This window comes from Actinoallomurus oryzae (assembly GCF_039541955.1).
GTDB lineage: Bacteria > Actinomycetota > Actinomycetes > Streptosporangiales > Streptosporangiaceae > Actinoallomurus > Actinoallomurus oryzae.
Genome location: NZ_BAABHF010000059.1, coordinates 60,756 through 83,986 on the forward strand (window position 1 = coordinate 60,756; position 23,231 = coordinate 83,986).

The 23,231-nt window shown below is 72.3% G+C and carries 18 protein-coding genes, 1 tRNA gene and 1 pseudogene; 11 read left to right on the forward strand and 9 right to left on the reverse strand.

Going from position 1 to position 23,231, the window contains the following annotated elements; all coding sequences use genetic code 11:
- Nucleotides 1–23: 23 nt before the first annotated feature.
- The 3 genes from ABEA10_RS45685 to ABEA10_RS45695 all read right to left on the reverse strand — a co-directional run bounded on the left by ABEA10_RS45685 (nt 24) and on the right by ABEA10_RS45695 (nt 3,282).
- Nucleotides 24–1,583: an MFS transporter gene (locus ABEA10_RS45685; protein ID WP_345474969.1), complete on the reverse strand. Its 1,560-nt coding sequence runs from the start codon at nt 1,581–1,583 to the stop codon at nt 24–26.
- Entirely contained in the window at nt 1,580–2,278 is a 699-nt protein-coding gene (locus ABEA10_RS45690) for an LppX_LprAFG lipoprotein (protein WP_345474970.1), read from the reverse strand. The genes ABEA10_RS45685 and ABEA10_RS45690 overlap by 4 nt, the downstream gene beginning before the upstream one ends.
- Before the next feature lie 284 nt (nt 2,279–2,562).
- Nucleotides 2,563–3,282, reverse strand: coding sequence for an MBL fold metallo-hydrolase (locus ABEA10_RS45695; protein WP_345474971.1), 720 nt, complete (start codon nt 3,280–3,282; stop codon nt 2,563–2,565).
- Between the two features lie 413 nt (nt 3,283–3,695).
- Between ABEA10_RS45695 and ABEA10_RS45700 the strand changes: the two genes are divergently transcribed.
- Nucleotides 3,696–4,745 (forward strand): LacI family DNA-binding transcriptional regulator, encoded by a 1,050-nt coding sequence (locus ABEA10_RS45700; protein ID WP_345474972.1) that lies wholly within the window; start codon nt 3,696–3,698, stop codon nt 4,743–4,745.
- A 199-nt stretch (nt 4,746–4,944) separates the two neighbouring features.
- Here ABEA10_RS45700 and ABEA10_RS45705 read toward each other — a convergent pair whose 3' ends face one another.
- On the reverse strand, nt 4,945–6,069 hold the full coding sequence (locus ABEA10_RS45705) for a helix-turn-helix domain-containing protein (RefSeq protein ID WP_345474973.1): 1,125 nt from the start codon (nt 6,067–6,069) through the stop codon (nt 4,945–4,947).
- A gap of 125 nt (nt 6,070–6,194) precedes the next feature.
- Here ABEA10_RS45705 and ABEA10_RS45710 point away from each other — a divergent pair, with 125 nt between their 5' ends.
- Nucleotides 6,195–6,644 carry a hypothetical protein gene (locus tag ABEA10_RS45710; RefSeq protein ID WP_345474987.1) on the forward strand — a complete coding sequence of 150 codons (450 nt, stop codon included), beginning with the start codon at nt 6,195–6,197 and terminating at the stop codon, nt 6,642–6,644.
- Between the two features lie 190 nt (nt 6,645–6,834).
- Here the strand turns inward: ABEA10_RS45710 and ABEA10_RS45715 are convergent.
- Nucleotides 6,835–6,912: pseudogene (locus tag ABEA10_RS45715) on the reverse strand (nitroreductase/quinone reductase family protein); the annotation flags it as partial.
- Between ABEA10_RS45715 and ABEA10_RS45720 the strand changes: the two are divergent.
- A complete protein-coding gene (locus ABEA10_RS45720; protein ID WP_345474974.1) occupies nt 6,877–7,320 on the forward strand; it encodes a MarR family winged helix-turn-helix transcriptional regulator in 444 nt (147 codons plus the stop codon). The pseudogene ABEA10_RS45715 and the gene ABEA10_RS45720 sit on opposite strands and share 36 nt — an antisense overlap.
- Nucleotides 7,321–7,345: 25 nt before the next feature.
- Here ABEA10_RS45720 and ABEA10_RS45725 read toward each other — a convergent pair whose 3' ends face one another.
- Nucleotides 7,346–9,310 carry a S9 family peptidase gene (locus ABEA10_RS45725; protein ID WP_345474985.1) on the reverse strand — a complete coding sequence of 655 codons (1,965 nt, stop codon included), beginning with the start codon at nt 9,308–9,310 and terminating at the stop codon, nt 7,346–7,348.
- A 420-nt stretch (nt 9,311–9,730) separates the two neighbouring features.
- Entirely contained in the window at nt 9,731–10,318 is a 588-nt protein-coding gene (locus ABEA10_RS45730; protein ID WP_345474975.1) for a helix-turn-helix domain-containing protein, read from the reverse strand.
- A gap of 190 nt (nt 10,319–10,508) precedes the next feature.
- On the opposite strand from ABEA10_RS45730, the gene ABEA10_RS45735 reads away from it, so the two are divergent.
- From ABEA10_RS45735 to ABEA10_RS45765, 7 genes are all read left to right on the forward strand, one after another.
- Entirely contained in the window at nt 10,509–11,183 is a 675-nt protein-coding gene (locus ABEA10_RS45735) for a cyclase family protein (RefSeq protein WP_345474976.1), read from the forward strand.
- Nucleotides 11,184–11,300: 117 nt separating this feature from the next.
- Complete coding sequence (gabT, locus tag ABEA10_RS45740) at nt 11,301–12,638, forward strand: 4-aminobutyrate--2-oxoglutarate transaminase (protein WP_345474977.1); 1,338 nt, start codon at nt 11,301–11,303, stop codon at nt 12,636–12,638.
- A 36-nt stretch (nt 12,639–12,674) separates the two neighbouring features.
- Complete coding sequence (locus ABEA10_RS45745) at nt 12,675–14,108, forward strand: aldehyde dehydrogenase family protein (protein ID WP_345474978.1); 1,434 nt, start codon at nt 12,675–12,677, stop codon at nt 14,106–14,108.
- Between the two features lie 80 nt (nt 14,109–14,188).
- Nucleotides 14,189–16,699 carry an aminopeptidase N gene (pepN, locus tag ABEA10_RS45750; RefSeq protein ID WP_345474979.1) on the forward strand — a complete coding sequence of 837 codons (2,511 nt, stop codon included), beginning with the start codon at nt 14,189–14,191 and terminating at the stop codon, nt 16,697–16,699.
- A 413-nt stretch (nt 16,700–17,112) separates the two neighbouring features.
- Nucleotides 17,113–17,988 carry a LysR family transcriptional regulator gene (locus ABEA10_RS45755; RefSeq protein ID WP_345474980.1) on the forward strand — a complete coding sequence of 292 codons (876 nt, stop codon included), beginning with the start codon at nt 17,113–17,115 and terminating at the stop codon, nt 17,986–17,988.
- Between the two features lie 178 nt (nt 17,989–18,166).
- Nucleotides 18,167–18,955 (forward strand): SAM-dependent methyltransferase, encoded by a 789-nt coding sequence (locus ABEA10_RS45760; protein WP_345474981.1) that lies wholly within the window; start codon nt 18,167–18,169, stop codon nt 18,953–18,955.
- A 203-nt stretch (nt 18,956–19,158) separates the two neighbouring features.
- Nucleotides 19,159–20,118: a LysR family transcriptional regulator gene (locus tag ABEA10_RS45765; RefSeq protein WP_345474982.1), complete on the forward strand. Its 960-nt coding sequence runs from the start codon at nt 19,159–19,161 to the stop codon at nt 20,116–20,118.
- A 60-nt stretch (nt 20,119–20,178) separates the two neighbouring features.
- On the opposite strand, the gene ABEA10_RS45770 is transcribed toward ABEA10_RS45765, so the two are convergent.
- Complete coding sequence (locus ABEA10_RS45770; protein WP_345474983.1) at nt 20,179–21,435, reverse strand: lactate racemase domain-containing protein; 1,257 nt, start codon at nt 21,433–21,435, stop codon at nt 20,179–20,181.
- A 1,184-nt stretch (nt 21,436–22,619) separates the two neighbouring features.
- Between ABEA10_RS45770 and ABEA10_RS45775 the strand changes: the two genes are divergently transcribed.
- Nucleotides 22,620–22,695: transfer RNA gene (locus ABEA10_RS45775), tRNA-Leu, on the forward strand.
- 38 nt (nt 22,696–22,733) lie between these two features.
- On the opposite strand, the gene ABEA10_RS45780 is transcribed toward ABEA10_RS45775, so the two are convergent.
- Nucleotides 22,734–23,231: integrase core domain-containing protein (locus ABEA10_RS45780; RefSeq protein WP_345474984.1), on the reverse strand; the 498-nt coding region annotated here is incomplete at its 5' end.

A 23,231-nucleotide genomic window follows, 5' to 3' on the forward strand; every position in this document is an offset into this window, starting at 1 on the left:
CGGGCGGTGTGACACCGCCGATGTCACGCCGTCCCGGCCGGGCCGGTGAGGGCGTCCTCCTCGGCCGGTGCCGCCGGTCTCCCGCCGGGGGCGGGACGGCGGCCGATGGCGAGCGCGAGCAGGGCGGCCGCCAGGCACAGGGCGGAGGTGGCCCAGAAGATGTCGGCGTACTCCGTGTGCAGGGCCGCCTTGACCGCGGCCAGATAGGCGGCGAGACGGCGGGCGAACTCCGTACGGCTCATCCCGATCGGCAGCGGCGTCGTCAGGTGTGCGGTCAGCGTCTGGAACCGATGGAATCCCCACGCGCCCAGCGCCGCGACGCCGATCAGCATGCCCATCATGCGGGCCACCACGACCGCCGCCGACGCGATGCCGTGCTGCGCCGCGGCGACCGACCGCAGCGCCACCGACGACAGCGGCGCGATCACCAGCCCGAGCCCGAGCCCGGCGATCAGCAGGTCGGCGTCCACCCGCGGGACGGTGAACAAGCCCAGGTCGTACCCCAGGCCCTGGGCGTGCAGCGGCCAGGCCGCGATCCGCGCGTAGCCGGCCGCCGCGACGAGCATGCCCGCGAAGATCAGCCAGCGCTCGCCGAGGCGGCGTGCCAGCAGGCCGCCGGCGACCGCGGCGACCGCCAGCGGCACGAGGAAGCGGGCCAGCAGGTACGCGCCGCCGGTGGCGTTCCGGCCGAAGAGCGTCTGGGCGACGAGTTGCACGTCGACCAGCGTGGTCATCAGTGCCGCGCCGGACAGCAGGCTGACGCCGAACGCGGCGAACAGGCCGCCGCGCCGGGCGCCGCGCAGGTCGAGCAGGCGCGTACGGGCCCGTGCCTCCCAGACGGCGAACGCCACGAGCACCACGATGCCGGCCGCCACACACGGGAGACCCCAGGACGGCAGCGCGCTGTGGTTCGGATCGGGGTTGTACAGGCCGGCGACGAGGAGGCCGAGCCCGGCCGCGAGCAGCGCGCCGCCGACGACGTCGATGCGGGTGCGGGCGGCGGGACGCCCGCCGGGCACCGTCCACTGCACGGCGACCATCGCGAGCAGCGCCACCGGGATGTTGATCCAGAAGATGCCGCGCCAGCCGGCCACCGCGGCCACCGCGGCGCCGTACAGCGGGCCGAGCACGCTGCCCATCTCCTGCGCGGCGCCGACCCCGCCGAGCACGGCCGGACGGCGCTGCTCGTCCCACAGGTCGCCCGCGAGGGCCATCGTGATCGGCAGCAGCGCTCCCCCGGCGAGCCCCTGCAACGCCCGGCCGGTGATCAGCGTCGGCATCGAACCGGCCAGCGCCGTGACCGCCGACCCGGCCGCGAACCCGGCCAGGCAGGCCTGGATCATGATCCGGCGGCCGAACCGGTCCGAGAGCAGGCCGAGCAGCGGCATCCCCGCCACGTAGCCGAGCAGGAACGCCGTGACGACCAGGCTGGCGCGCTCGATGTGGTTCACCGGCACGCCGAGGTCGCCGACCATGGTCACCAGGACGGTGACCACGACGTACGCGTCGATGGCGGCGAGGAGCACCACCACGCCGCCCACGCCGATCGCGACGCGCCGCGCTCCGTGCCCCTCGGCGTTCACTTGGCCGGCGCGCTGATCGGGAACGGCTTGCCGAAGTCGGCGAACGTGATCGTCACCTTGCCCGGCTTACCGCCGCTCTTCGCGGGAACCTCCACCTCGGCCTTGAGCACGTGCTTGTCGGCGGTGGAGACCCAGATGTCGGCGGGCGCGTCGGCGTTCATGCCGGGCACGAGCCGGCTGAGCGCGGCGCGGGCCAGCGTCGCGTGGACCCGGTAGCACTCCTGGCCCGCCACCTTGTCCTTGCCCTTGGTCTCGGCGTTCTTGGCGGTGAGCAGCAGCTGCACCAGCCCGCGGTCGGGGTCGAGAATGGCGGACGGATCATAGATCCCGGCCACCTTGGACAGCGGCTCCTTCTGCCATCCGCCGGTCAGCCCCTTGAAGTGCACGGTCTTGCCGATCACGACGAAGTCGAGCTGGATCGGCATTCCCAGCTCGCTCACCTGCACCGACCCCTGGGAGTTGCCGCTCTTCAGCAGCTTGGCGTCGACGCTCTTGACGTTGACGTTCGGGTCGCCGCTCGTACGCAGGGTGAAGCTGAGACTGGTGACTCCGCGCAGGACGTTCGCCGCCTGCTGGAGCAACGGCCCGCCGGCCGGGTACTTGTCCGAACCGCCCCCGCCCGAGCAACCGGCGGTGAGGACGATCGCGAGCACGGCGGCGAGCAGGCCGGTGAGTCTCGCCCGGGAAGACGACATACCGAGAACATAGCGCGGCGCCCCGGCGCGGGTAGCGAAGATCGCCTCAGGCCGGCCGCGCCGCACCGGCCGCCGGTGCGGAGCGGCGAGCCCGCGCCTCGCTGTCCGGCGACCGGTGAAACGGTGAGTGCCCGTGGCCCGCGGCTCGGTCGCCGCAGCCGCAGATGAGTCTCAGCCGATACTCCGAGCGCGGTGGGGACGCCCGGCCGACGCGCGGCGGCACCACGGCGACCCGCGCGTGGCATCGAGGCCGTCGGCCAGACTCACCACCGAGGCGGCGCCGGTCACCCGGCGTCCGCCGGGTCCGGGCGGTTCGCGGCGGCGCGCAGGCGGTCGGCCGCGCCCTCCGTGAGGGGCTCGCCGTGGCCGAAGCAGGCGATCTCCGCATTGACCGCGGCCAGCCGCGCGAACGAGGCGGCGGCCCCGGCCCGGTCGGCGTTGAAGACGCCGAGGATGACCTCACCGTCCGGCGTGCGCGCCACGGCGTCGCCGGTGAACAGCACACCGGAGCCGGACAGGAAGAGCCCCAGGCTGCCGGGCGTGTGCCCGGCCGCGCCGACGACGTGCGCCCCTCCCCCGAAGTCGAGCACGTCGCCGTCCCCGACCGGACGGTCGACCCGTACGGGCGCGGGCGGGTCCGCGGGCAGCCCGGCGGTGACCTGCTCGTACAGCGGCCGTTCCCAGTCGAGCAGATCCGGCGGGGGCCCGGCCTGCTCGCGCTGGATGTAGGGGACGTCGTCCCGGTGGGCGACGACCTCGACCTCGCCCCAGCCGGCGATCTCGGCGGCGGAGCCGACGTGGTCCTCGTGAAAGTGGGTCAGCACCAGCCGGCGCACGTCCTCGGGCCGGTGCCCGAGCTCGCGGATCGCGTCGGCGATCGCCGGCGCCGAGCCGGGAAGACCGGAGTCGACGAGCGTGAGCCCCTCGGGCTCCGCCCAGAGGTAGACGTGCCCGACGGGGAAGCGGAGGAAGGTCAGTCTGGAAGTGAGCGCGACAAGGTCCATGTGCCGGACGTTAAATCGCCGGCCCTCGCCGGAGCCCGATCTACGCCCAGCGCGAATCCGCTCTGAGCTGAGAGACCGGTTCCGTCCCGCGAGGTTGGGGATGCGGCCGGCAGGCGGTCGGCCGCCCAGCGCGGTGCGTGCGGTGGTGATCGCAGGTAGCAGCCAGCCAGGGAGCGCTTGCCGTCGGCCGTCAGCCGTCGGCCGTCGGTCGCGGTCGTCGGCCCGTGGTCGTCGGTCTCGGCCGAGATCAGGCTGACGCTCTCCCTCGCCTGGGCGCCGTTCGCCGACGGACGAGGTTGTTCCGGGCGGTCTCGGACGCATACGCGGTTCCGGTGGTGCCGGGACCACGGTGGCCTCATCGGGCCGGTCGTTCCGGCACCGTTCACCGGGCGGCGCCTGGTTAGATCTCGAAGATGACCGAGGACTCGGTGCGGCCCCGCGTGGAGCAGCCGACGCTCGACGATGTCGCACGGCTCGCCGGCGTGTCGCCCGCGACGGCCTCCCGCGTGCTCGGCAAGAGCACCCGAGCCGTACGCCCGGAGCTGCGGGAGAAGGTCCTCGACGCCGCCGCCCGCCTGTCGTACACCGCGAACCCGCACGCCCGCGCGCTGGCGCGCAGCGCCTCCGACATCGTCGGGCTCCTGGTGCACGACATCGCCGACCCGTACTTCTCCTCGATCGCCGCGGGCGTGACGCGGGTCGCCGAGGAACAGGGCGCGCTCGTCGTCCTCGGCACCACGCTCCGCGACCCCGAACGCGAGATCGAGTACGCCGCGACGCTGCGCGCACAGCGGGCCCGCGCCATCGTCCTCGTCGGCAGCCGTACCACCGACCGGCGGACGACGTCGCGGCTCGCCGCCGAGCTGGCGGCGTTCCGGTCCGCGGGCGGCCGGGTGGCGTGCGTCGGCCAGGACGGGCTGGACGTCCCGACCGTACGCCCGGACAATCGGGCGGGCGCCGACCGTCTCGCCCGCGCGCTGACGGGACTCGGGCACCGCCGCTTCGCGGTGCTGTGCGGGCCGCCCGACCTGGTGACCGCGCGGGAGCGCCTCGACGGCTTCCGCGCCGGGCTCGCCGCGTCGGGCGGTACGACCTGCGACGTGGTCGAGGGGGCGTTCACGCGGGACGGCGGGTACGCGTCCGCGCTGGAGCTGGTCCGGCACGGCACCGAGGCGACCTGCGTGTTCGCGGTGAACGACGTCATGGCGGTCGGCGCGATGGCAGCGCTGCGGGAGCGGGCCGTCGGCGTGCCGGACGACCTGTCGGTGGCGGGGTTCGACGACATCGCCACGCTGCGCGACACGATCCCGGCGCTGACGACCGTACGGCTGCCGCTGGAGGAGATGGGCGAACGGGCGGCACGCCTCGCCCTCGCAGCGGACCCGCCGGAGGACGGCGAGCCGATGCGCGTTCCGGTGTCGGGCGAGGTCATCCTGCGCGAGAGCACGCGCCGGCTGGACTGAGCCGGCGCATCACCGGGTGCACCGGGCGACGCGTACCCGCGCCCTCTCCACGCCGGAGAGGGCTCCGGCGCCCGGCCCGTCCCGGCCACCAGGCCTGTCCAGTCCACACCGCTACCAGGTCTGCCCGGCTAACCGGCCCGTCTGATCCGCCAGGTGTGCGGGCATGCCGGTGCCGGAGGCGGGCCCGGCGGACGGGGGCTTACTCCGGCTGCACCGAGCGCAGGTGCTCGCTTGCCTGGCGCATTTCGGAGACGTCGGACCAGCGGGTCGACATGCCGAGGATGTCGGCGATGTGGGCGTTCACCCGGGCCGAGGACACCATCGGGGCGATGCGGGCCAGGACCGCCATGTGCTCCGCGGCCATCAGCGGCTCCGACGCCGCCAGCGCCGCCTCGGCCTGCCACGCCTTGTAGGCCACCAGCAGGAGGGGGGAGCATTGCCCGCTGAGCGCGACGGCCTCGGCGATGGCCGCGTGCGCGTCGGGGTACGCCCGCATGCGGGCCAGCGCGACGCCGACGTTCCCCTTCATGTCGGCCTTCTCGTACGGGGACAGTCCCTCGGTGTCGCCGAGTTCGGCCAGGCGGTGGCGGGCCGCGCGCTCCTGGCCGCCGACCAGCGCGAGTGAGCGCGCCATCCGGAGCTTCAGCCACGCGCGTTGTGACGGGGACAGGTCGGGCAGCGCCAGACCCTGTCGCGCGTACATGATCCCCCGGTCGCCGTGACCGCGGTCGATGCTGATGCGGCTCAGCGCGCTGCACGCGGCGGCCTGGCCGTTGACGTCGCCTGCGCGCCGCGCGAGCTCGAAGGCGAACGACCCGGCGCGCTCGGCCACGTCGTACCGCCGGGCGTCATAAAAGATCCGCGCGGCCTCGCAGGCCAGATCGGACGCCGCGGACTGAAGTTTGCGATCTTTACCGGAGATCACAAATCCGACTTTCTTCAGATGTCGCAGCGCAGTGGAGGAAACCGGGATACCGCCCTGTGCATATCGATCTTGGGCGAGCCGTTCGGCGAGCGTCCGCACATATTCCGGGTCCTGATACGGCGCGGTTTTCGGGGATGGCACGAAGGCGATCGAACCGACCGCCGAGACGAAATGTCTACGTTTCACGGTATCGTTCTCCGTTTTGGGGGTTATGCGAACTTCCCAGCCGATGCGGTCGAGAAGTCGCTGCACCTTGGCGATACCGCTGTCTTTCACACCGCGCGATGTCTGCGAGACCCACGACTGCGACACGCCCAGTTCGGCGGCGAGCTCCACCTGCGACCATCCGTGCCGAGTCATGATCGCTTTTAGGGCGTTGGGAAGAACGTCGGCGTCCATGCGGTCACCGTATGACCGCCGGAACTTGCGGCGCTACCGAAATCGCATTACCTCGTGCATGCTCTCCATTACAGGACATCGGCATCCCGGCCACAAAGGTCGCCGGGAGATGGAGTTATGCCCCAATGACCAATTGCGACGTTCATCTACTTGCCGAGAAACTCGCCGACGACTGCACGAAGGCAGGCCTGGAGGCCGAAGTGCTGGCGCCGACCCGGGTCCGCGTCGGCGCCCCCGGCGGCCACGCCCGCCTGATCGACACGGTCCGCTGCATGCCCGTCCCGCACGGCGACGAGGGCCTGATGTGGTGGTGGTCCTGGGGAGAGCCGATCGGCCCCGCGGCGCACATCCCGGACGCGGTCCGCGTCATCTCCCGAGTCCTGTTCCCTCGTGCCGGCGTTCCGGAGGAGGTGCTCGACGCGCGGGGCCGGGTGGTCTCGGAGGGGCCGCACACGGCGCGGGGGCCGTACGCGGCGCGGACGGTGGCGGCGGAGGCCGGTGACGTCCCGCCGTCCCGCGCCGGCGGCACGTCGGACCCGGCCGGCCCGTACCAGGCCCACCCCGACGCCCTCTGACGATCCACGGACGTGCCGGTGCCCGGCGGGCACCTCCGGCTCCTGCGGCAAGCTCATGCTCGTCCTGTGACCGCTTTACCGGCCTGGTCAGGCGAGACGACCCGCGGGAACGGCTTGCCAGGCCACCGGAGCGGACGGCGCCCTCGAGCGGCTGGGCCGTCGCGGCGTACGTCTCCTCGCCGGTCTCGACGGTGACTCCGGGGTTCGCCAGCAGGTTGTGGTACCAGGCCGGATGGGCCGGGGCGCCCGCGTTGGAGGCGAAGACCACGACGCGCCGCCGCCGCGCCTGGTCGGCCGCGCCAAGCGCACGCCGGTGCCCGAGCGCCTGAGGTCGCTGGACCTGGCGCCGCGGCACCTGTCGCTGCTGTCCTACCTGCTCTTCGACGGGCCGCAGAGCGTCAACGAACTCGCCGCGCGGCTGGACGTGGCGCCGACCACGGTGAGCCTCATGGTCGGTGAGCTGAGCCGCAAGGGCGTGGTCGAGCGGCGTGAGGACGAGGCCGACCGCCGCCGGACGATCGTGAGCATCGCCGACGACAGCCGTACGTCCGTCGACGCGTGGCTCGCCAACGGCGCGCGCGCCTGGCGCACGGCGCTCGAACCGCTCACCGACGAGCAGCGGGCGAGGTTCGTCGCGACCCTGCGCGCGTACGAGGAGGCCGCGGCCGGCCGCTGATCCCGCGCGGGCCGGTGAGACGCCCTCAGACCAGGTCGGGGCGCTTCCACTCCTCTCCCAGGACGTGCTGGGCGAGGAAGGCGAATACGGTCTCGTACCAGACCGTGGCGTTGCCGGGCGTGAGGATCCAGTGGTTCTCGTCCGGGTAGTAGAGGAACTTCGCCTCCACCTCGTGCCGGACCAGGTCGCCCCACAGCCGCAGGGCGTTGTTGATCGGCACCCGGTAGTCGCGGTCGCCGTGGATGATGAGCATCGGCGTGCGGATGTTCGCGACGTGCCGCGCCGGATCGTTGGCGGCCCACCGCTCGGGCCGCTCGGCCGGGTCGCCGAACTCCCGGATGAAGTAGTGCGCCTCGTCGGAGGTCAGGAATGTCTCCACCGGCCAGGCGCTCGCGTGCGTGACGAGCGCCTTGAAGCGGTCGGTGTGGCCGGCGATCCAGTTGGCCATGTATCCGCCGTACGAGCCGCCCATGACGCCGGTGCGGTCGGCGTCGACGTCGTCTCGGGCGACCGCGGCGTCGGTGATCCTCATCAGGTCGTCGTACGCGGGCTCCGCCCAGCAGCCCTGCGCGCGGCGGATGAAGTCCTGTCCGTAGCCGAGCGACAGCGCGGGATCGGGCAGCAGGACGGCGTACCCGCGCGCGGCCATCAGCCACCAGTTCCACCGCCACGCCCAGGGGCTCCAGCTGGCGTACGGTCCGCCGTGCGGCCACAGCAGCAGCGGCGCCGGCGACGCGGCGGACGCGCCGTCCGGCAGCACGAGCCAGCCGCGCAGCGGCGTGCCGTCGGCGGCCGTCGTCGTGACCTCGGTGAGGGTGCCGGGCAGCTCCGGCGCGTCGCAGAGCCGCAGCGGCTCCGGCTCCCGCGCCGGGCCGGTCGCCTCCAGCCGGACCGGGGCCTGCGGCGCGTCGATCGCGGACCGCACCGCGTAGACGTGCCGGCCGTCCGGGGAGACGTCCACGAGGTCGTACGCGCCGTCGTCGCCGCTCAGCCGGGTGACCTCACCGGTGGCGACCTCCACGCGGAAGACCGGCGCACGCCCGTGGTCGTACGCGGCGCAGTAGACGAAGCGCCCGTCCGGCGACCAGATCGCGTCGTACGGCCACCGGTCGAAGTCCGGCGTCAGGTCGCGGCCCTCACCGCCGTCGATCGGCACGATCCACAGCGTCTCGTCGGGCGGTTCGCTCAGGTTGTTGTGGCGCTCGCGCACGCAGACCACGTGGCGGCCGTCCGGTGAGACGACCGGACGGACGAAGTCGAAGCCGTCGGCACCGGCGAGCCGGCGCCGCTCCCCCGTCGCCGTGTCGATCGCGACGAGCTCGGAGCGGCGCTGGCCGCGTGGAAGCGTCAACCACCATCCGGTGACGACCGTCGCGCCGTCCGGGGCGACCGCGAAGTCCTGCCCGGCCAGTGCGTGGCCCGGCTCCGGCGTGAGGTCGCGCGGCGCCTCGAGCCCGGACCCGTCCGGCGCGGGCGGCGCCGCCGCGAACAGCCGTCGCTCGCCGGGGCCCAGGTGATGATCCCAGTCGCGGATCGGGAAGCCCTCGTACAGGATGGCGGTGACGCCGGCCGCCTTACGGCGTTCGGCACGCTCGTCGTCGCCACCGGGCAGCACCGGCGCCGCGAACACCACGGTGCCGCTGTCGCGTGCGACGGCGAAGTCCTCGATGCCGCCGGGGTGGTCCGCGACCTTCCACGGCTCGCCGCCCTCGGCGGGCAGCAGCCACAGCCGCTGGAGCTCCTCCTCGCCGGCGCCGCCGGCGTCCGTACGGGCGGAGGTGAACAGCAGGGACCCGTCGGGCAGGAACACCGGATGCCCCTCCCCCGCCTCCGAGCGCGTCAGCCGCCGCGGTCCGGCCACGCCCTCCGGGTCGACCTCCCACAGCGCCGTCCGGTACTTCTTGCCGTCGGACGCCAGGGCCCGCACGACGGCGACGAGACGCCGCCCGTCCGCCGACAGCCGCAGGGTGAGCACCCTCGGCAGTGCCATGTACTCATCGAGATCGTGGAACGGCGTCACATCGTCTCCCTCGTCCGTGGCTGTGGCCGAGCGTACCCAGAGCGCCCATCGGACGGCTCCGACGTCACTACGTCCCGGTTCGGCGACGGTTCACGCCACGGGAGGCCGCGCGGGGTCGAAACGGTCCCAGTCGAGGTTCCAGAGAACATCGAATCCAGCGGCGTACACGAGATCCCGCTCAGACGCATATATCGGATATACGCCCACCATTTCCGCCATGTCACGGCCTTCCGGCGCGGAATCCCCGGAGCCGAATCCCGTCACGTATCCGGTGTCGGGTCGCTCTCCAACGGACGCGACCACGTCCGTCCCCCATTCAAGGCCCACGAACCGTGGCGCGTCGTCTCGCCCCCGGCGGTTCCCCGCACGCCTGAAGCGATCGGTGCGGTGCTAGGCGGTGGTCTCCCACGAGGCGGGGGCGATCACCCAGAGGACCTCGGCGGGCTCGTCCGGGTCCGGGTTCCGCCATGTGTGGGGCTCACGGCCGGAGAAGGTCATCGTGTCGCCCGTCTCCAGCAGTTCCGCCGACCGGGAGAACACCAGCTCCAGCCGGCCGCGCACCACGTGGACGACCTCCACCTCGCAGTCGAGGGTGTAGAGCTCTTCGCCGCCCGTGCCGCCGGGGTCGATGACCGAACGCACGAGCTGGAGCCGCCCCTGGCCACGCGGCGTCAGCAGGCGCTCGTCCGCGCCCGGGCCGGCGAGCTGGATGTACGGGGCCTCCGCCGCGCGTACGACGTCGGTCTTGGGGGTGACGAACAGCTCCCCGACCGGCAGGGACAGGGCCGCGCACACGGTGACCAGGGTCGACACGCTCGGCGAGGTCATGTCGCGCTCGATCCGGCTGATGAACCCCTTGGTCAGGCCCGTGCTCCGCGCCACCTGGTCGATCGTCAGGCCCTGCCGCCGCCGGGCGTCGCGCAGGCGGGCCCCGATGCGCAGCTCCTGCTGGCCGGCGGCGATCGGCACTGATCTCATGAGCTCTCTTCGTCGGGGCGGCCCGGTGCGGACGGCGGGTGGTCGCGGACGGCGAGCCGCCGCCCACGACACGCCGGAGGACGATCGTCTCACGGGCACCGATGGTCGCGTGATGTTTCTTGGTAGGAAACCAAAGTTGCCCTACAGTTATCTCGTCAACCCTCGGCCCCGGTCCGTGGAAGGAGCCGCCGTGCACGTTCGCCGCATCGTCGACCTGTCGGTGCCGCTGTCGGCGTCCACCCAGATCTACCCGGGGGATCCGGTGCCACGAATCGAGCCCGCGGCCACCATCGAGGCGGACGGCTTCAACCTGCTGAGCCTGCGGCTCGGCTCCCAGACCGGCACGCACGTCGACGCGCCGTACCACTTCCGCGCGGACGGCGCCCGCATCGACGAGATGGACCTGTCGCTCTTCGCCGGCGAAGGTGCCGTCATCGACGTCACCGGCCTGGCGCCGCGGGCCCGCATCACCTGGGAGTCGATCGCCCCGGCGGCTGGGCGGCTGGGGCCCGGCGTGATCGCGCTGCTGCACACCGGGTGGCCGGACCGGTACGGAACGCCGGCCTACTTCGACCATCCGTTCCTCGACGCGGACGCCTGCCGCCGGATGCTCGGCCTCGGCGTACGGACCTTCCTGCTCGACTTCCCCAACATCGACGAGACACCGGACGCCGCGCATCCCGGCGAGGGCTTCCCCGCCCACCGCCTGATCGCGGCGGCGGGCGGCGTGATCGGGGAGAACCTGCGCGGCTTCGAGCAGATCGACTTCACGCCGTTCGTCTCGTGTCTCCCGCTGCGCCTCGCGGGCGCCGACGGCGCGCCCGTACGCGCCGTCGCCATGGACCTTGCCCCTCCCGCCCGATAGCGCGCCACGCCCGGCGTAGCCTCGGCACTATCGACCGATCGGAGTGTAATGACCGAGCGAAGCGAGGGAATCAAAAGACGCGCCCCTGTGGTCACACCCTCCGACGAAGGAGGACTCATGACCGGTATTGAGCAGCGTCGCATCCTCAACACGGCGATTCCCGGCCCGCGTTCGGCCGCGCTGCAGGCGCGCAAGAACGCCGCGGTCTCCGCCGGCGTCTCGACCGGGCTGCCGGTCTACGTCGAGCGGGCCGGCGGCGGCATCCTGGTCGACGTCGACGGCAACCAGCTGATCGACTTCGGGTCCGGCATCGCCGTGACCACGGTGGGCAACGCCGCGCCCCGCGTGGTCGAGCGGGTCCAGGCCCAGGCCGCCGACTTCACCCACACCTGTTTCATGGTCACGCCGTACGCGGAGTACGTCGAGGTGGCCGAGGCACTGGCCGAGCTGACGCCGGGCGACCACGAGAAGCGCTCGGCGCTGTTCAACTCCGGCGCCGAGGCGGTGGAGAACGCCGTGAAGATCGCGCGTTCGGCCACCGGGCGGCAGGCCGTCGTCGCCTTCGACCACGCCTACCACGGCCGGACCAACCTGACGATGAGCCTCACCGCGAAGAACATGCCCTACAAGCACCGCTTCGGGCCGTTCGCCGGTGAGATCTACCGCGTGCCGATGGCCTACCCGTACCGCTGGCCGACCGGTCCGGACAACTGCGCCGAAGAGGCGTTCGCGCAGTTCGCCGCCCAGGTGCACGCCCAGGTCGGCGAGGAGAACACCGCCGCGGTCATCATCGAGCCGATCCAGGGCGAGGGCGGTTTCGTCGTGCCGCCGGACGGCTTCCTCACGCGTGTGGCGGACTGGTGCCGCGACAACGGCGTACTGCTGATCGCCGACGAGATCCAGACCGGCTTCTGCCGTACCGGCGACTGGTTCGCCTGCGACCACGAGGGCGTGGTGCCCGACCTGATCACCACGGCGAAGGGCATCGCCGGCGGCCTGCCGCTCGCCGCCGTGACCGGGCGGGCCGAGATCATGGACGCCGTCCACCCCGGCGGCCTGGGCGGCACCTACGGCGGCAACCCGGTGGCCTGCGCGGCGGCGCTCGGCGCGATCGAGACGATGAAGGCCGAGGACCTTCCCGGGCGCGCCCGTGCCGTGGAGGCGCTCTTCGTGCCCCGGCTGCGCGAGATGGCCGCCAAGTACGTCCAGATCGGCGACGTACGCGGCCGCGGCGCAATGCTCGCGATCGAGCTGGTGTCGGACCCGGTCGCCAAGACCCCGGACCCGGCGCTCACGGCCGCGGTGAACAAGGCCTGTCACGCGGAGGGCCTCGTCACGCTGACCGCCGGCACGTACGGCAACGTCCTGCGGTTCCTCCCGCCGCTGTCCTCGCCCGACCACCTGCTCACCGAAGGCCTGGACATCCTCGAGGGCGCCTTCGCGGCGTCCGTCTGAGCCATCCGCCCCCCGACTCAAGCGAGGTTCTCCGTCATGTCCGACGTCACGCCCTTCCTCCTGTCCGGAACGCCCACCACCGGCGACGACACCCTCACGGTGACCTCGCCGTGGGACGGCTCGGTCGTGGGCGAGGTCGCGGTCCCGACCGACGCCCAGGTGGAGCAGGCCGTCGCCGACCTGCACGCCGTACGGCACGAGGCCCAGGCCACGCCCGCGCACGTGCGCGCCGCGGCCCTCGACCACATCTCGGCCCGCCTGTCCGAACGCTCCGAGGAGCTCGCCGCGCTGATCACCGCGGAGAACGGCAAGCCGCTGGTCTGGTCGCGCGGTGAGGTCACCCGCGCCGTGTCGACGTTCCGGTGGGCCGCCGAGGAGACCCGCCGGTTCGCCGGCGACCTGCAGCGGCTCGACACCGACGCCGCCGCGACCGGGCGGATGGCGGTCGTCCGCCGGTTCCCGCGCGGTCCCGTGCTGGGCATCGCGCCGTTCAACTTCCCGCTGAACCTCGTCGCGCACAAGGTCGCGCCGGCCATCGCCGTCGGCGCGCCCATCCTCGTCAAGCCGGCGCCGGCCACCCCGCTGAGCGCGCTGCTGCTCGGCGAGATCATCGCCGAGACGGATCTGCCGCCGCGGATGGTCTCGGTGCTGCCGGTGCCGAACGAGAAGATGTCCTCGCTCGTCACCGACCCCCGGCTGCCGGTGGTCTCCTTCACCGGTTCCGGCCCGGTCGGCCTGTCGTTGCAGGAACAGGCGCCCGGCAAGCACATCACGCTGGAGCTCGGCGGCGACGCCGCGGTGATCGTCACGGCCGACTGGCCGGACCTGCCCGCGGCCGCCTCGCGCATCGCGCTGTTCGCCAACTACCAGGCCGGCCAGTCGTGCATCGCCGTGCAGCGGGTGCTGGTCCACACCGACGTCTACGACGCCTTCGTCCCCGAGCTCGTCTCGGCGGTCGAGGCGCTGACCACCGGCGACCCGACGACCGACGGCGTCCAGGTCGGCCCGGTGATCAACGACGCGGCGGCCGAACGGATCACGAGCTGGGTCGCGGAGGCCGCCGAGGCGGGCGCCTCCGTGCTCACCGGCGGCACCCGCGAAGGCCGTACCGTCGCGCCGACCGTCCTGGCGGACGTGCCCGCCGGCACGAAGATCGCCGAGGAGGAGGTGTTCGGTCCGGTCCTGTACGTCGCGCGGTTCGGCGACCTCGACGAGGCCTTCGCGACGGTCAACTCCTCCAAGTACGGGCTCCAGGCCGGGATCTTCACCACCGACGTACGGACGGCGTTCCGCGCCCACCGCGACCTGGAGGTCGGCGGTGTGATCGTCGGGGACGTCCCGAGCTACCGCGCCGACCAGATGCCCTACGGCGGCTGGAAGCAGTCCGGCGTCGGGCGCGAGGGCCTGCGGTCGGCGATGAACGACCTGACCGAGGAGCGCGTGATGGTCCTGACCGGTCTCGACCTCTGAACGACCTCGCCGGGGCGGGGGCCGTCGATCGGATGCGGCCCCCGCATCTCATCTCACCGAGATAGGGCAACATAGCCGACATGCCAGCACCACTGACTCGCACGGAGGCGCAGGACCGCGCTCGGCTGCTGAACGTTCACTCCTACACCGTGCACCTCGACCTCACGCGGGGCGAAGAGGTGTTCGGCTCCACCACGGTGATCCGCTTCGGCTGCGCGGAGCCCGGCGCCACGACGTTCGTCGAGCTGCGGCCCGCGCGCCTGCACCGGCTGACCCTCAACGGCGCCGACCTGGACCCCGCGTCGTTCGACGACGGCCGCCTGCCGCTGCCCGGCCTCGCCGCCGACAACGAGCTGCGGATCGAGACGGACATGTACTACTCCCGTACGGGCGAGGGCATGCACCGGTTCACCGACCCGGCCGACGGGGAGGTGTACGTCTACACGCAGTGCGCCCCGGACGAGGCGGACCGGGTCTTCGCGTGCTTCGACCAGCCCGACCTCAAGGCGGTCCTGGAGATCTCGGTGACCGCGCCCGGCCACTGGACGGTGCTGAGCAACGGGACCGGCGAGCGCACCGGGGACGGGCGCTGGGAGTTCGCCCCGACGCCGCCGATCAGCACGTACCTCGCCGTCATCGTCGGCGGGCCGATGCACTCGGTGCACGCCGAGCACGACGGCGTCCCGCTGGGCCTCCACTGCCGCCGTTCGCTCGCTCCCTTCCTGGAAGCCGAGGAGATCTTCGACCTCACGCGGCGCAGCCTCGACCGGTACCACGAGCTGTTCGACGAGCGGTACCCGTTCGGCAAGTACGACCAGGCCTTCGTGCCCGAGCTGAACTTCGGCGCGATGGAGAACCCGGGCTGCGTGACGTTCCGCGACGAGTTCCTGTTCCGCTCGGCCGTCACCGACACCGAGCGCGAGCAGCGCGCCATCGTGATCGCGCACGAGATGGCGCACATGTGGTTCGGCGACCTGGTCACCATGCGGTGGTGGGACGACCTGTGGCTCAACGAGTCCTTCGCCGAGTACATGGGCCACCAGGTGATCGCCGAGGTCAGCCGCTTCACCACGACCTGGACCGGGTTCGCGGTCAAGCGCAAGGCCTGGGGCTACGACGCCGACCAGCGCCCGTCCACCCACCCGGTCGCCGCCCAGGGGCTGGCGGACACCGCGGCGGCGCGGGTGGCCTTCGACGGGATCTCCTACGCCAAGGGCGCCTCCGTCCTGCGGCAGCTCGTCGCCTGGCTCGGCGAGGAGGCCTTCCTCGCGGGCGTCAACGCCCACTTCGCCCGGCACCGGTTCGGCAACGCCGACCTGGCCGACCTGCTCGACGCCCTCGCGGGAGCCGCGCCCGGCCGCGACGTCCACTCCTGGGCCGAGCGCTGGCTGCGGAGCAGCGGCGTGGACACCCTCCGCGCCGAGGTCGAGGAGCGCGACGGCGCCATCGTCTCCGCCGCGATCGCGCACACCGGCAGGCCGACGCGCCCCCACCGGATCCTCCTCGGCCTGTACGACAAGGCGGACGGCGACGGCGCGTACCGGCTGACGCCGCGCGACCGGATCGGCGTCGACCTGCCCGCCGATGGCGCGGACCGCACGACGCTGTCCGAGCTCGCGGGGGCCGCGCGCCCCGACCTGCTGGTGATCAATGACGGCGACCTCGGCTACGCGAAGGTGCGCCCGGACCACCGCTCCTGGGAGACCGTGGCCGCGGGGCTGTCCGCGATCGAGGACCAGCTGACCCGCGCTGTGCTGTGGAACACCGCCCGCGACATGGTCCGCGACGGCGACCTGCCGGCCGCCGACTTCCTCGCGCTCGTCGAGACGCACCTGCCGGCCGAACCCGCCGTGTCCGTGGTCGAGGCGATGCTCGCGTTCGCCCGCGACCAGATCGCCGACCGCTACCTGGCCCCCGAACGGCGCCCGGCGGCCATCGCCACCCTCGCCGAGGTCTGCCGCCGCATCATCCGGACCACCGACGACGACCCCGGCATACGGCTGGCCGCCGTACGCGGCCTGATCCGCTGCTCGTCGACGCCGGACGAGGTGGCCGCGCTGCGCGAATGGCTGCGGGACGAGCGGGTGCCCGGCGGGCCCGACCTCGATCCGGAGCTGCGCTGGAAGGCGCTGCTCCAGCTGTCCGCGCTCGGCGAGGCGGGCGAGGCGGAGATCGCCGAGGAGCTGGCCCGCGACCCGAGCGCGACCGGCTGCCAGGGCGCGGCACGCTGCAGCGCGGCCCTGCCGGGACGGGACACCAAGGAGCGCGCCTGGCAGCAGATGTTCACCGACGGCGCGCTGTCGAACCGCCTGCTGATCGCGACCGCCGAGGGCTTCTGGCAGCCGGCGATGCCGGAGGCGACCGAGGGCTACGTGCGGCGTTACTTCGAGGAGGTCCCGGCGGCGGGGAAGCGCGGCCCGATGGTCGCGATCGCCCTGGGACAGGTGCTCTTCCCCGACCACGCGGCCACGCCGGAGACCGTACAGGCGGCGGAGCGCTGCCTGGAGGAGGACCTCATCCCCGCGCTGCGCCGGGCACTCGCCGACCAGCTCGACGATCTACGACGCGCGGTCCGCATCCGGGAGTCGTGACGGGCCCCGCGGACGTGTGGTCGGTGCCCGGGTAGGGCCGGGTACCGACGGGACGGGCACGGTCGCGGACGGATCAGAGCGGCCGCTCGCGAACCGACGCTCGGGGCGGAAAGATGCGGTGCCCGCGGGCCGCGGCCTCCTCCCCATGAAGGCGCGGCCCCGCGGGCACCCGCCGTTCCCTGCGGATCCGGGTCGCCTACCCGGTCCGCGGGACGCGGCCCTCGCATCGGCTGCCTGAGATGAATCCCCTGTCTCCATCCGGCGCGCGGGGCCGCTCCTGGTGGTCCTCACGGGTGTGGGACGACGGCGCCGCGCGAGACGCGGCCCCGTTCCTCCCAGCACGCCTCTATGGTGGCTCTGACCTGGCATATCGGGCAAAGACCGGCTTCTTCTGCGCCTCATATAATTTCTTCATGACACTGCGGCAGTTCGAATATCTGATCGCGGTGGCCGAAGAACACTCCTTCACCCGGGCGGCCGAGCGGTTGCTCGTCTCCCAGCCGGCGCTGTCCCACCAGATCAAGGTCCTCGAGGACGAGGTCGGCGGCCCGCTGCTGGACCGGCTCGCCCGTACGGTCGAGGTGACCGAGCTCGGCAACGCCTTCCTGCCCCATGCCATCGCCGCGGTGCGCAGCACCGACGAGGCGACGTCCGCCGCCCGCGCGGTCGGCCGGCTCTCCGGAGGCGAGCTGCGGGTCGCGACGCTGCGATCGATCGCCCTCGGCATCATCCCGCGGGCCATCCGCGTGTGGCGGCACGAGCACCCGCGGGTCCGGGTACGGATCCGGGAGTTCTCCCACGTCGACCTGCTGACGGCGGAGATGCTTCACGGCGGCGCCGACGTCGCGATCGGGCCGGCGCCGACGAGCTGGACCGGCCCGTGCCGGGCCCTGGGCCCCGAGGAGTTCCTCGTGGTACTCCCGTACGACGACCCGGAGCTGCGGAACGGCGGCGGGTCGATCGATCTTCGGCGGCTGTCGGACCGCCTCTGGGTGCTGTACGCGCCCGACTTCGGCCTGGCACCGTTCGTCGGCGCCGCCTGCGCCCGCGCCGGCTTCACGCCGAGGGCGGCCGTGCGCACCCACCACACCGCGACCGCCGTCGAACTCGCGGCGGCCGGGCTCGGCCCCGCCCTCGTACCCGCCAACGTGGTCGGCCCCGACTTCGAACGCTGCACGATCCGTCCCGATCCGCCGATCCGCCGTGAGCTGGTCGCCTTCACCCGCCAGTACGTCTCCCCGCCCGCGTCGGCGTTCATCGAGACGCTCGCCGAGCACGCCACCTTGTGACGGCGCAGAACGAGCGAGCCCGGTGCCCGGCGGAGCACCGCACCATGGTCACGGCGGTCGGCGAAGAAGCGACCGCCCTCTCCCGCGGATGGCCGGATGAGGATGCGTTGACGCGTCCCACGAGGGGGTGCCGGGGGATAGTCTCGCATTCCGCGATCTTGAGGAAGGCGGTGCGGCCGTGGTCGGCGAGCATGTCGATCCGGAGACGCCCAACGTCGCCCGGATGTATGACTACTACCTCGGCGGCAAGGACAATTTCGCCGCCGATCGCGAGGCCGCCGAGCGGATCATGAAGATCATGCCGCACGCCGCGGAATGGGTCCGGGCCAATCGCGGTTTCCTGGCCCGCGCGGTGCGGTTACTCTCCGAGTCGGGGATCCGCCAGTTCATCGACATCGGCACCGGCCTGCCCACCCGGGAAAGCGCCCACCAGGTGGCCGGGCGGATGGACGCCGAGTCGCGTGTGGTGTACGTGGACATCGACCCCGTGGTGGTCTCCCACGGCCGCGCCCTGCTGGCGACCGACGAGCGGAGCACGGTGATCCAGGCCGACCTTCGCCGTCCGGACGACATCCTGAGCCATCCCGAGACCCGCGCCCTGATCGACTTCGACCGCCCCGTCGGCCTCCTGCTCGTGGCGGTGCTGCAGTTCATACCCGACGACCGCGAGGTCTCCGACGTCCTCACCCGGCTGCGCGCCGCGCTCGCCCCCGGCAGCCACCTGGTGATCTCCCACATCACCGCCGACGAGGTCGCCCCAGCGGTCGCCGGCGAAGGCCGCGAGATCTACGCGACCACCTCTCTCGGCTCGATCACTCCACGCTCCCCATCCCAGGTGGCGACCTTCTTCGACGGCCTGGAGCTGCTCGAACCCGGTCTGGTCGGCGTCGAACACTGGCGCGCCGCCGAGCCACCGGCCGGCGACCGCGTACCGCTCGGCTTCCTCGGCGCGGTCGCCCGCCGCTGATGGAGACGGAACCCGTGAGGTCGCGTTCTCGCAGCCTCTGGGGCCCATGCGGTTGAGGTCCCATGCTGTGACAGCTGATATTCGCGCCACTCGACCTGACCGGCGGTCCGCTCCCGGAACACGATCAAGGCGCGGCGGTCATCGCAGGCGAGCAACCCTTCTCGGCTCAGCAGGCCTCTCACCTGCGGACATACAATTTCCGCATGAGCTTCCGGCAGATGGAGTACCTGCTGGCCGTCGTTGAGGAAGGCTCGTTCACCCGGGCGGCGCAGCGGCTCTCCGTCTCCCAGCCCGCGCTCTCCCACCAGATCCGGGCGCTGGAGCGCCACGTCGGGCACCCGCTGCTCGAACGTCTTCCCGACACCGTACGCCTGACGCCGATGGGCCGTGCGTACCTGCCGCACGCGATCGCCGCGCTGCACAGCGCCGAGGAGGCCCTGCACGTCGCCCGTCCCCGCGGGGAGATGGCCCGGATCGGCCTGCGGATCGCCGCGCTGTACTCGATCGCGCTCGGCATCATCCCGCCGGCGGTCCAGATGTGGCGGCGGCGGTACCCGGACTCCCACGTCGAGCTGCTGGAGTTCGGCAACAGTGCCGACCTGGCGAACCTCGTGTCGGCGGGCGGTGTCGACGTCGCCGTCAGCGCGGCACCGCTGCACTGGGACGGGCCGGTGCGCACGCTCGGCAGGGAGGAGCTGGTCGTGGTGCTGGCGAAGGACGACCCGGTGGCAGCCGACGGCCGCCGCCGGGTGCGCCTGGCCGAGCTCGCGAGCCGGCCCTGGGTGCTCTACACGCCGGACAACGGGCTGGCGGGCGTGGTCGCCCAGGCGTGCTCGACCGCCGGATTCATCGCGCGCCCCGCCGTACACACGCACCACACCTCCACCGCGGTCCAGCTCGCCGCGGCGGGGCTGGGTCCGGCGCTGGTGCCGCGGAACATGATCGAGGCCGACTTCGGCGGCGCCCAGCTCGAACCGGACCCGCCGGTCCACCGTGAGCTGGTCGCCTTCACCACGACCGCCGAGGTGCCGCACATCTCCGCGTTCATCGACATCCTGGCCGAACACGGCGCCATCCGTTCACGAGCCGTCGCCTCTCCGCACCCCGCGAAAACGCTCCGCAGGCACCGGGTCTCCCCGGGAACCGCGGACGGGGAAGGGTGACCCGGCGCGCGACCTTCCGGTTCGCCCGCTCACGACGGCCGCGCCGGCCGTCTTCCGGCGTCAGCGGAGGCGGTAGAGGATCTCTCCCGCGTCGGGGACGACGAGGGTCTCGGGGTCGCGGGACCACTCCTCCACGTCGATCGTGGCCGGGTCGAGGTAGGACAGGGCCAGGTCACCCGTGGTGCGGGCGTCGATTCCCGTGGCGAGAGTGACCTCGATGCGGCAGCGTTCCTCGCCCGTGGCCGGGTCGTACGTGCCGCCGCCGCGCAGGTGCGTCGAATGGGCCAGCACGCCCCACGGCCGGTCCTTGTACCGGTCCCACTGTTTCACGAAGTAGTCGCGGCAGTGGTAGCCGACGGCGCGGATCGCCTCGCCGTGGGTGCGGCTCACCTCGGTGACGTGCGGCGCGTACAGGACCACCTGGCCGCCGTCGGCGACGACCGGCTCGACCTTGTACATGCCCTTGGCGGCGGTCCAGATCTCGTCGTAGCGACGCGACACGAGGGAGAGCACCCGTTTGACCGGCGCGTCGAGGTACTTCACATCGACCTGGGCGGTGATGTCCGCGGCGGCGGCCCAGGCGTCCCGGGTGCCCCCGTACGTGATCGCATGCAGGTTCGACGTGCCGGACTCCACCACGAGCGAGAAGCACCGCAGCTCGCTGGGCACCTTCGCCGCCGCGCGGTCGATCAGCGCGCGTACCGGCGTCGTGCCGCGTGTCCCGATGATCTCCGCGCTGGTGATCAGCGCGCCCAGCCAGTGCGACACGTCGATCACCTCCTGGCCCGACACCCCGGGGAACAGGTACTTGTTGCCGCCCGAGAAACCCACGACCTCATGCGGGAAGACGGGACCGACGACGAGCGTGATGTCGCTTTCCACCACGGCCCGGTTGAGGCGCACCTCCACCGGGTCGGACAGCCGGCCGCCGGACAGCTCGGCGAGCTCCGCTCCGCTGATCTCTCCGACCGAGGCCAGCATGCCGGGGTCCCACCACTCGTGGTTACGGATCGTGACCCCCGAGTAACGTTCGGCGGCACGGCCTGGTGGATGGCCGAACAGGGCGGCGAGTTCCTCCTCGCTCATCGCCGGGTGGGTGCCGAGCGCGACCATGAAGGTCAGCTCGGCGACGCGCCCGTGCAGGGCCGCGTGCACACCGTCCAGGAGCATCGGCAGCGGGCAGCTGCGGGTGGCGTCCGGCACCAGCACGCAGACCTTCTTGCCGGTGTACTCATCGTCGTCCAGCGACGAGCGGATGAACCGCTCGACGTCGGCGGCGGCCAGCACCTCCTGCGGCGAACCGAGGACACGGGCCATGGGCAAGCTCACCTCTCTTCGGCATCGGCATGTCCAGTATGTCGGTGACCGCCCAGGACTGTGACGCGGGTGACGTTCTGGTACCTAAGGGACCGCTGCGGCGTCGGCGCGGACCGATATCACCAACGCACGGCCGTCGCGCATCCCGGCCAGCCGGTAGATGTGGGTTACCGCTGGCGGGACCCGAAGATGGTGGCTGGCCGCGCTGACTTTCGGCCCTGGACCGGCGAAAGTGGATGGCGTAGTCGGAGGACAAAGCGAGAGCCCGTCCGGGCGCTCTCCACCGGTGGCCCCCCGGTCGACATCCGACTGACCGCCCCCACGGTCACTGCGGTTGCGGGTCGCGGCGGACTCCCCCGCCGCCGCGGCCCGCAAGCCGAAGGCACGGCGAAGCCGCCGCCCCCTGGCGAGCCATTCCGACGGCCGCGTCCCCCAAGACGCCGGGCGAGGGCGGCCGGCGGACGGCGCGGCGAGCCGCCGTCATATGAGCCCGAGGCCCCTCGGCGCACCCGCTGCGGGCCCGCCGCCCTTCATCGTCAGCGGCCAAGGATCGCCCGAGCGCCCCCACCACACCACCGAGCGCCGCGCCGCGGTCCGCCGAGCGCCGAAATCCCGGGACCGGCCGCTGAGCGCTCCCGCGGCCCCTGGGACGAGCGATCCTCCGCAACGTGGCCCGTTTCGCGGGCAGTCCACCGCCCGGTCGCAGACCGCGACGACAGAGGCCCGGTGCCCCGACCGGCTCCCCGCCGACCGCTCACCAAGGACTCTCCGACCCGCGAGCGGGACCTCCTTGAACGGTCCGCCCCGCGGACACGCGTCCGCGCAGGCCACCGGGCCGGTTGAGCAGACCGAAGCACCCCTTTTCGGCGCCGCTGATATGCGACTAAAGGCAGCCCTTTAAGCATCTCTAATGCCAGCTCTAACGAATTAGGGGGATGACGCGGGGCAATTGCCGAAATAGATTGCGATAGTCAAGCTCGAACGAGCGGCGAATGACCCGTGCAGCGGACGACGGCGACTGACGGAGGGGGGTGCCGGCGTGGCACAAATCGTCTCTTCACGGGACGGGCCCGACCTCCAGCGCTGAACGTCACGCACTGACGCCGCCGAGTGATCGGCGCGATCGGCCGGGCACCGCCGACATCTCCAGCGTCCGCCCGGCCCGTCCGTGACCGGATCATCTTGCCCCGGTAGCCCAATCAGGACGGAGGCAGCGGACTTAAAATCCGCGAAGTGTGGGTTCGAATCCCACCCGGGGTACTCATGTGATGTCTCAGGACATCGGAAACCCTCCGAACCTACGGGGTCGGAGGGTTTTTTCTTTGGGGTTGGTAGTCGCGGGTGGGGTCGATGGTCAGTTCGCGGAGGAGTTCTCCGGTGGTGGCGGTGATCACGCGGACGTGGAGATCGTCGACGAGCATGATGACGTGGGTTCGGGCGTGGGTTCGTCCGATGCCGAGGTGGTGGAGCCGGCTGCCCGTACGCAGGGTGACGACGCCGGAGTCGTCGATGCGGTCGTGGCGGACCCGGGTGTGGGTGTCGGCCTGGCGGCTGGTGGCGGGCAGTGCTTTGGGCAGGGTGTTGTAGACGGTGGCGGGCGTGGCTCGGTGTGGCAATGACCGGTGCGGGCGCTGGTGGTTGTAGGCGTGGGTGAAGCGGTCGATGAGGGCCTGTAGCTGGGTCATGGTTGCCGGCTGATCAGGCTGGGCTCGTAGCCATTTCTTCATCGTCTGCTGGAAGCGTTCGACTTTCCCGCAGGTGGTGGGGTGGTTTGGGGTGGAGTTCTTTTGGCGGAT

Excerpts from the sequence above, each read along its gene's own strand:
- ABEA10_RS45695 (WP_345474971.1), bottom strand. The coding sequence starts at position 3,282 with ATGGACCTTGTCGCGCTCACTTCCAGACTGACCTTCCTCCGCTTCCCC.
- ABEA10_RS45745 (WP_345474978.1), top strand. The coding sequence starts at position 12,675 with ATGTCCGACGTCACGCCCTTCCTCCTGTCCGGAACGCCCACCACCGGC.
- ABEA10_RS45765 (WP_345474982.1), top strand. The coding sequence starts at position 19,159 with ATGAGCTTCCGGCAGATGGAGTACCTGCTGGCCGTCGTTGAGGAAGGC.
- ABEA10_RS45730 (WP_345474975.1), bottom strand. The coding sequence starts at position 10,318 with ATGAGATCAGTGCCGATCGCCGCCGGCCAGCAGGAGCTGCGCATCGGG.
- ABEA10_RS45720 (WP_345474974.1), top strand. The coding sequence starts at position 6,877 with ATGGGCCGGGGCGCCCGCGTTGGAGGCGAAGACCACGACGCGCCGCCG.
- gabT (WP_345474977.1), top strand. The coding sequence starts at position 11,301 with ATGACCGGTATTGAGCAGCGTCGCATCCTCAACACGGCGATTCCCGGC.
- ABEA10_RS45705 (WP_345474973.1), bottom strand. The coding sequence starts at position 6,069 with ATGGACGCCGACGTTCTTCCCAACGCCCTAAAAGCGATCATGACTCGG.
- ABEA10_RS45690 (WP_345474970.1), bottom strand. The coding sequence starts at position 2,278 with ATGTCGTCTTCCCGGGCGAGACTCACCGGCCTGCTCGCCGCCGTGCTC.
- ABEA10_RS45755 (WP_345474980.1), top strand. The coding sequence starts at position 17,113 with ATGACACTGCGGCAGTTCGAATATCTGATCGCGGTGGCCGAAGAACAC.
- ABEA10_RS45700 (WP_345474972.1), top strand. The coding sequence starts at position 3,696 with ATGACCGAGGACTCGGTGCGGCCCCGCGTGGAGCAGCCGACGCTCGAC.
- ABEA10_RS45710 (WP_345474987.1), top strand. The coding sequence starts at position 6,195 with ATGACCAATTGCGACGTTCATCTACTTGCCGAGAAACTCGCCGACGAC.
- ABEA10_RS45770 (WP_345474983.1), bottom strand. The coding sequence starts at position 21,435 with ATGGCCCGTGTCCTCGGTTCGCCGCAGGAGGTGCTGGCCGCCGCCGAC.
- ABEA10_RS45725 (WP_345474985.1), bottom strand. The coding sequence starts at position 9,310 with ATGGCACTGCCGAGGGTGCTCACCCTGCGGCTGTCGGCGGACGGGCGG.
- pepN (WP_345474979.1), top strand. The coding sequence starts at position 14,189 with ATGCCAGCACCACTGACTCGCACGGAGGCGCAGGACCGCGCTCGGCTG.